The organism is Candidatus Methylomirabilis sp. (genome assembly GCA_036000645.1).
Classification (GTDB): Bacteria; Methylomirabilota; Methylomirabilia; order Methylomirabilales; family JACPAU01; genus JACPAU01.
Window position 1 is genome coordinate 1 of record DASYVA010000183.1, and the last position, 6247, is coordinate 6247.

Annotated in this window: 3 protein-coding genes and 3 tRNA genes; all 6 read right to left on the reverse strand. The window is 69.1% G+C overall.

Annotation, left to right across the window (positions count from 1 at the left end):
- Positions 1-105: 105 nt before the first annotated feature.
- Positions 106-182 (reverse strand) — tRNA-Arg (locus VGT06_10290).
- 23 nt (positions 183-205) lie between these two features.
- Positions 206-298 (reverse strand) — tRNA-Ser (locus VGT06_10295).
- A 36-nt stretch (positions 299-334) separates the two neighbouring features.
- Positions 335-420: transfer RNA gene (locus tag VGT06_10300), tRNA-Ser, on the reverse strand.
- 18 nt (positions 421-438) lie between these two features.
- The gene (gene serS, locus VGT06_10305; protein HEV8663512.1) at positions 439-1716 is read right to left on the reverse strand and encodes a serine--tRNA ligase; all 1278 of its coding nucleotides are present in this window, start codon (positions 1714-1716) and stop codon (positions 439-441) included.
- A gap of 57 nt (positions 1717-1773) precedes the next feature.
- Entirely contained in the window at positions 1774-4341 is a 2568-nt protein-coding gene (gene gyrA, locus VGT06_10310; protein ID HEV8663513.1) for a DNA gyrase subunit A, read from the reverse strand.
- Positions 4342-4416: 75 nt separating this feature from the next.
- Positions 4417-6247: DNA gyrase subunit B (locus tag VGT06_10315; GenBank protein HEV8663514.1), on the reverse strand; the 1831-nt coding region annotated here is incomplete at its 5' end.

Here is a 6247-nt window from a genome sequence, read left to right on the forward strand (position 1 = left end):
CAGCGGAGTCAATGGGAAAGGGGGCTTGCGAGAGGCATGCCAGGTGGAGGGCGGGGGGGCGGGGCGAAAGCAGCCGGGGCGCCGGGATACCGGCGCCCCGCCTAATGGTGCGCCCAAGAGGATTCGAACCTCTGGCCTACAGATTCGTAGTCTGTCGCTCTATCCAGCTGAGCTATGGGCGCAACGTGTCTCGTCGGCTGCGACGTGGCGGAGAGGGGGGGATTCGAACCCCCGCTACATCTTTCGACGTAGACTCGCTTAGCAGGCGAGCACCTTAGGCCGACTCGGTCACCTCTCCAGGGATCTCCCCTATTGAAATCGCGCGAGGGGCGGCTGGCGGAGGGGGAAGGATTCGAACCCTCGAGGCTTGCGCCTAGCGGTTTTCAAGACCGCCGCCTTCAACCACTCGGCCACCCCTCCCCATGCGTCGCTGGCCCGCTACCCGGGCGCGAGCCGTGCCTCGCCATCCAGGTACGGGCGCAGGGCATCCGGGATCGTGACGCTTCCGTCCGCCTCCTGGAAGTTCTCCAACACGGCGATCCAGGTCCGCCCGACCGCCAGCCCCGATCCGTTCAGCGTATGGGCGTACTCCGGCGACGCCTTCGGATGCGGCCGGTACCGGATCCCTGCCCGCCGTGCCTGGAAGTCCTCGCAGTTGCTGCACGACGAGATCTCGCGGAAGTCGCCGTGCCCCGGCAGCCAGACCTCCAGGTCGTAGGTCTTGGCCGACGCGAACCCCAGGTCGCCCGTACAGAGGGCGACCACGCGGTAGGGCAGCTCGAGACGCCGCAGGACCTCTTCCGCGTCCGCCGTGAGCCGCTCCAGCGCCTCGTAGGACTGCCCCGTCTCCGCGAACCAGACCAGCTCGACCTTGTTGAACTGGTGCTGCCGGATCAGCCCCCGGACGTCCTTCCCGTACGAGCCGGCCTCCCGCCGGAAGCAGGGGGTGCCCGCCGTGTACTTCTTCGGCAGGGCGCCCGGCGGGAGGATCTCCCCCCGGTGGAGGTTCGTGAGCGGGACCTCCGCCGTCGGGATCATGTAGAGCCCCTCGTCCCGGGTCTTGAACAGCTCCTCCTCGAACTTGGGGAGCTGCCCGGTTCCCGTCATGGCGCCCGCATTGACCAGGAGCGGCGGGACCACCTCGGTGTAGCCGTGCTCCCGGGTGTGCAGGTCCAGCATGAAGTTGGCCAGGGCCCGCTCGAGCCGCGCGCCGGCCCCCGTCAGGACGGCGAAGCGGGCCTGGGCCAGGCGGACTCCCCGCTCGAAGTCCAGGATCCCGAGGGTCTCCCCCAGCTCCCAGTGCGGCCGCGGCGTGAAGGGAAACTCCCGCGGTTTCCCCCACCGCCGGACCTCCCGATTCGCCGCCGCGTCGGTCCCCACGGGCACCGAGTCATGGGGAAGGTTGGGGACCGTGAGGAGCAGGGCGTCGAACTGCTCCTGGGCCTTCTGCTGCTGCTCCGTCAGCCCCTTGAGGGCCGGCTCGATGCCGGCCGCCTCCGCCACGAGCGCCGTGGTCTCCTCCCCGGCCCGCTTCCGCCGGCCGACTTCCTCGGAGAGGGCGTTCTTGCGCGCCCGCAGGCGCTCCAGCTCCCCGAGCAGCCGCCGCCGCTCGCCCTCCAGAGCGAGCAGGCCGTCCACGTCGAAGGCGGCCCCGCGCTCCTGAAGCTTCCGCCGGAGCAACTCCGGCTTCTCCCGAATGATCCGCGGATCCAGCACGTCTGCTCCACGCCCGAAGGGGCCATACCGTAGCACCGGGCCGGGGGCCGGTCAAGGTCAGGCCTCGGCCTCCCCCGCCTCCTCCTCGCCCCCCTCCGGCGCCTCCGGAGCCGCCCCCGGTCCCTCCGCCGCCGTCGGGCCCGCGGCCGCCTCCTCCCCCTCTTCCGTGACAAGGCACGTAATGGCGGCCACCCGGTCGCCGGGCTCTAGCCCCTGGAGTCGGACCCCCTGCGTGGCCCGGCCGATGACGCTCACATCCCGGACGTTGAGGCGGGTGACCTTCCCCTCCTGGGAGATCATCATGAGGCCATCCTCGTCGGCGACCTTCATGATGCCGACGACCGGTCCGTTCTTCTCCGTCACCCGGATGTTGATGATCCCCTTTCCCCGCCGCGCCTGGAGCCGGTACTCGCTGAGGTCGGTCCGCTTGCCGTAGCCCCGCTCCGTCACGGTGAGGATGGTGGCCCCCTCGGAAACGATCTCCATCCCCACCACCTGGTCCCCCTCCTCGAGGGAGATCCCGATGGTCCCGCGGGCCGTTCGCCCCATGGGCCGGACCTCCTCCTCCTTGAACCGGATGGCCTGCCCCTGGCGGGTCCCCAGGAAGACCTCGTCCGTCCCCCGGGTGAGCTCGACCGCGATCAGCTCGTCCCCCTCGTCCAGAGTCAGCGCAATGATGCCGGCGGGCCGGGGGTTTCCGTACGCGGACAGCTCGGTCTTCTTCACGGTGCCCCGCTTCGTGGCCATCATGAGGTAGCGGTCCACCTCGAACTGCCGGATGGGGATCATGGTGGTGATCTTCTCCCCCGGCTCCAGTTGCAACAGGTTCACCGCCGCCTTCCCCTTGGCCGCCCGGCCCGCCTGGGGGACCTCGTGGACCTTTACCCAGAGGACCTTCCCCCGGTCGGTGAAGAAGAGGAGGAAGGAGTGGGTGGAGGCGACGAAGAGGTGCTCCACGTAGTCCTCCTCCTTCGTCACCATGCCGGTCGAGCCCTTTCCGCCCCGGCGCTGCGCCCGGTAGATGCTGAGGGGGCTGCGCTTGATGTAGCCCTGGTGGGAGACGGTGATGACCATCTCCTCGTCCGCCACCAGATCCTCGAACTGGAGTTCCTCCTGTTGCTCGAGGATCTCGGTCCGGCGCGGATCCCCGTACTGCGCCTTCAGGGCCGCCAGCTCCTCCCGGATGAGCTGGCGGATGAGCCCCTCGCTCTGGAGGATGGCGCGCAGCCGCTCGATGGTTTGGAGCACCTCCCGGTACTCCTCCTGGATCTTCTGCCGCTCGAGACCCGTCAGGCGCTGCAGGCGCAAATCCAGGATCGCCTGGGCCTGGACGACGCTCATCCCGAACCGCTCCATGAGGCCGGCCCGCGCCTCCTCCACCGTGGGAGCGTTGCGGATGAGGGTGATGACCTCGTCCAACCGGTCGAGGGCGAGCCGGTACCCCTCCAGGATGTGCGCCCGCTCCTCCGCCTTCCGGAGCTCGAAGCGAGTCCGGCGGAGCAGCACGTCCCGGCGGTGCTGGAGGAAGTGCTGGAGCAGCTCCCGCAGCGCGCAGACCTTCGGCTGGTTGTCCACCAGGGCCAACATGATGACCCCGAAGGTGGACTGCATCGCCGTGAACCGGTAGAGCTGGTTCAGGATCGGCCGGGCGTCCTCGTCCCGCTTCAGCTCGATGACGATCCGCATCCCCTCCCGGTCCGACTCATCCCGGAGATCGGCGATCCCCTCGATCCTCCGCTCCTGCACCAGCTCCGCGATCCGCTCGATGAGCTTGGCCTTGTTCACCTGGAAGGGCAGCTCGGAGATGATGATGTTCTCCTTGCCCCCCCGCACCTTCTCGATGCCGGCCCGGGCCCGCATCTGGATGAGCCCCCGGCCGGTCCGGTAGGCCTCCAGGATGCCGGTCCGCCCGTGGATGAAGGCCCCCGTGGGGAAGTCGGGGCCCTGGACCTTCTCCATCAGCGCCTCGAGCGGGGTCTCCGGATCCTCCAGGAGGAGGAGCGCCCCATCCACGATCTCCCCGAGGTTGTGGGGCGGGATGTTGGTCGCCATCCCCACGGCGATCCCCGTCGCCCCGTTCACCAGGAGATTCGGGAGGCGCGCCGGGAGCACGGTCGGCTCCAGCAGCGTCTCGTCGAAGTTCGGGACGAAGTCCACCGTCTCCTTCTCGATGTCGGCCAGCATCTCCTGGGCGATCCGCGCGAGCCGGACCTCCGTGTACCGGTAGGCCGCCGCCGCGTCCCCGTCCACGGAGCCGAAGTTCCCCTGCCCCTCGATCAGGGGGTAGCGGAGGGAGAAGTCCTGCACCAGGCGGACGATGGTGTCGTAGACGGCCGTGTCGCCGTGGGGGTGGAAGCTCTTCAGGACCTCCCCGACCACGGCGGCCGACTTCCGGAAGCGCGCGCCGGGCCGGAGCCCGTTCTCCCACATGGCGTACAGGATCCGCCGCTGCACCGGCTTGAGCCCGTCCCGGATGTCCGGGAGCGCCCGCCCGATGATCACGCTCATCGCGTAATCGAGGTACGAGCGGCGCATCTCCTCGTGGATGTCGGTCGGGCGGACGTCGCCGATCTGGCGCAGCGGCTGCGCCGGTGTTGCGCCCTGGCCGACCGTCTCGTCAGGCATCGGTCGATCCTCGCACGACTAGTGCCGGGCCAACTGACGTCGCCTGAGCATTGACCGCAATTCGTTGACGTCGCACTAGATGTCCAGGTTGCGCACGTCTTGCGCGTGGGTCGCGATGAAGTCCCGCCGCGGCTCCACCGCCTCCCCCATCAGGACCGTGAAGATCTCGTCGGCCTGCACGGCATCCTCGATCTTCACCTGGAGCAGGGTCCGGGTGGCGGGGTTCATGGTGGTCTCCCAGAGCTGGTCCGGGTTCATCTCGCCCAGGCCCTTGTAGCGTTGGATCGTGATCCCCTTCTTCACCTCGGCCATGATGCGCTCGGTCAGCTCCCGCAGCGAGCCGGCTTCGGCACCCCCGTCCGCCCCCTCGATCCGGTAGGGGGGCTGCCCGAGCGGCTCGAGGGCCGGGTGGAGCAGGACCAGCTCCCTGAACTCCGGGCTGGCAAGGAGGGTCTCGTCGGCGACCATCTGCCCCCCGGCCCCTTCCCGGCCCAGGAGGAAGACGAACCGATGGGAGGCGCGCTCCTCGTCCTCCTCCAGCCGGGCCTCGACCACCCCGCCGAGCTGGGGGAGCGCGGGCTTCAGGAGCCGCTGGACCTCGTTGAGGTAGGCGGTGGCGGCCGGCTTGCTCTTCAGGGGGTCGGCGGCGCTCCCCCGGGCGGCCACCAGGGCCCGCACCAGGTCGGGGTGCTTCCCCCGCCGCTCGAAGCGCTTGACCAGGCCCTCGAAGGCAATCGCCTTCCGGAGCAGCACCTGCAAGCGCTGGCCGGCCAGCGCTTGCCCCATCCCGGCCCCGGCCACCCGAAACCCCTCCACCGCCAGATCCAGCAGGAACTCCTCCAGCGCCCGCTCGTCCTTGAGGTACCGCTCCGTCTTCCCCTTCTTCACCTTGAAGAGGGGCGGCTGGGCGATGTACAGGTACCCCGCCTCCACCAGCTCCTTCATCTGCCGGAAGAACAGGGTCAGGAGGAGGGTGCGGATGTGGGCCCCATCCACGTCCGCATCGGTCATGATGATGATCCGGTGGTAGCGGGCCCGCTTCAGGTCGAAGTCCTCGCTCCCCACCCCGGTTCCCAGGGCCGTGATGAGGGTGCGGATCTCGGCGCTGGAGAGCATCTTGTCGAAGCGGGCCTTCTCCACGTTCAGGATCTTCCCCTTGAGGGGGAGGACCGCCTGGAAGCGCCGGTCCCGCCCCTGCTTGGCCGAGCCGCCGGCCGAGTCCCCCTCCACGATGAAGAGCTCGGAGAGGGCCGGGTCCCGCTCGGCGCAGTCCGCCAGCTTCCCGGGGAGGGAGTCGCCGTCCAGGGCCCCCTTCCGGCGGGCCAGCTCCCGGGCCTTCCGGGCCGCGTCCCGGGCGCGCGCGGCGTCCACCGCCTTCTCGACGACCTTCCGCGCGACGGGGGGGTTCTCCTCCAGGTACTCCCCCAGCTTCTCGTTGACGGCCTGCTCCACGATCCCCTTCACCTCGGTGTTGACCAGCCGGGCCTTCGTCTGTCCCTCGAACTGCGGGTTGTGCAGCTTGACCGAGATGACCGCCGTCAGGCCCTCCCGCACGTCATCCCCCGTGAGCCCCGCCTTGTGGTTCTTCAGGAGGTCATGCGCCGTCGCATAGTTGTTCAGGGTGCGGGTGAGGGCCGCCTTGAACCCGATCAGGTGACTCCCGCCGTCGGTGGTCCGGATGCTGTTGGCGTAAGCAAAGACGTTCTCCGTGTAGCCGTCGTTGTACTGGATCGCCACCTCGACGAACGTGCCGTTCCGCTCCTGGGCGATGTAGATGGGCTTCGGATGGAGGACCGTCTTGTTCTTGTTCAGGTGCTCCACGAAGGAGACGATGCCCCCCTTGTAGAAGAACTCCCGCTTCTCGTCGGTCCGCTCGTCCGTCAGGGTGATCCGGAGGCCCTTCGTG

Excerpts from the sequence above, each read along its gene's own strand:
- gyrA (HEV8663513.1), bottom strand. The coding sequence starts at position 4,341 with ATGCCTGACGAGACGGTCGGCCAGGGCGCAACACCGGCGCAGCCGCTG.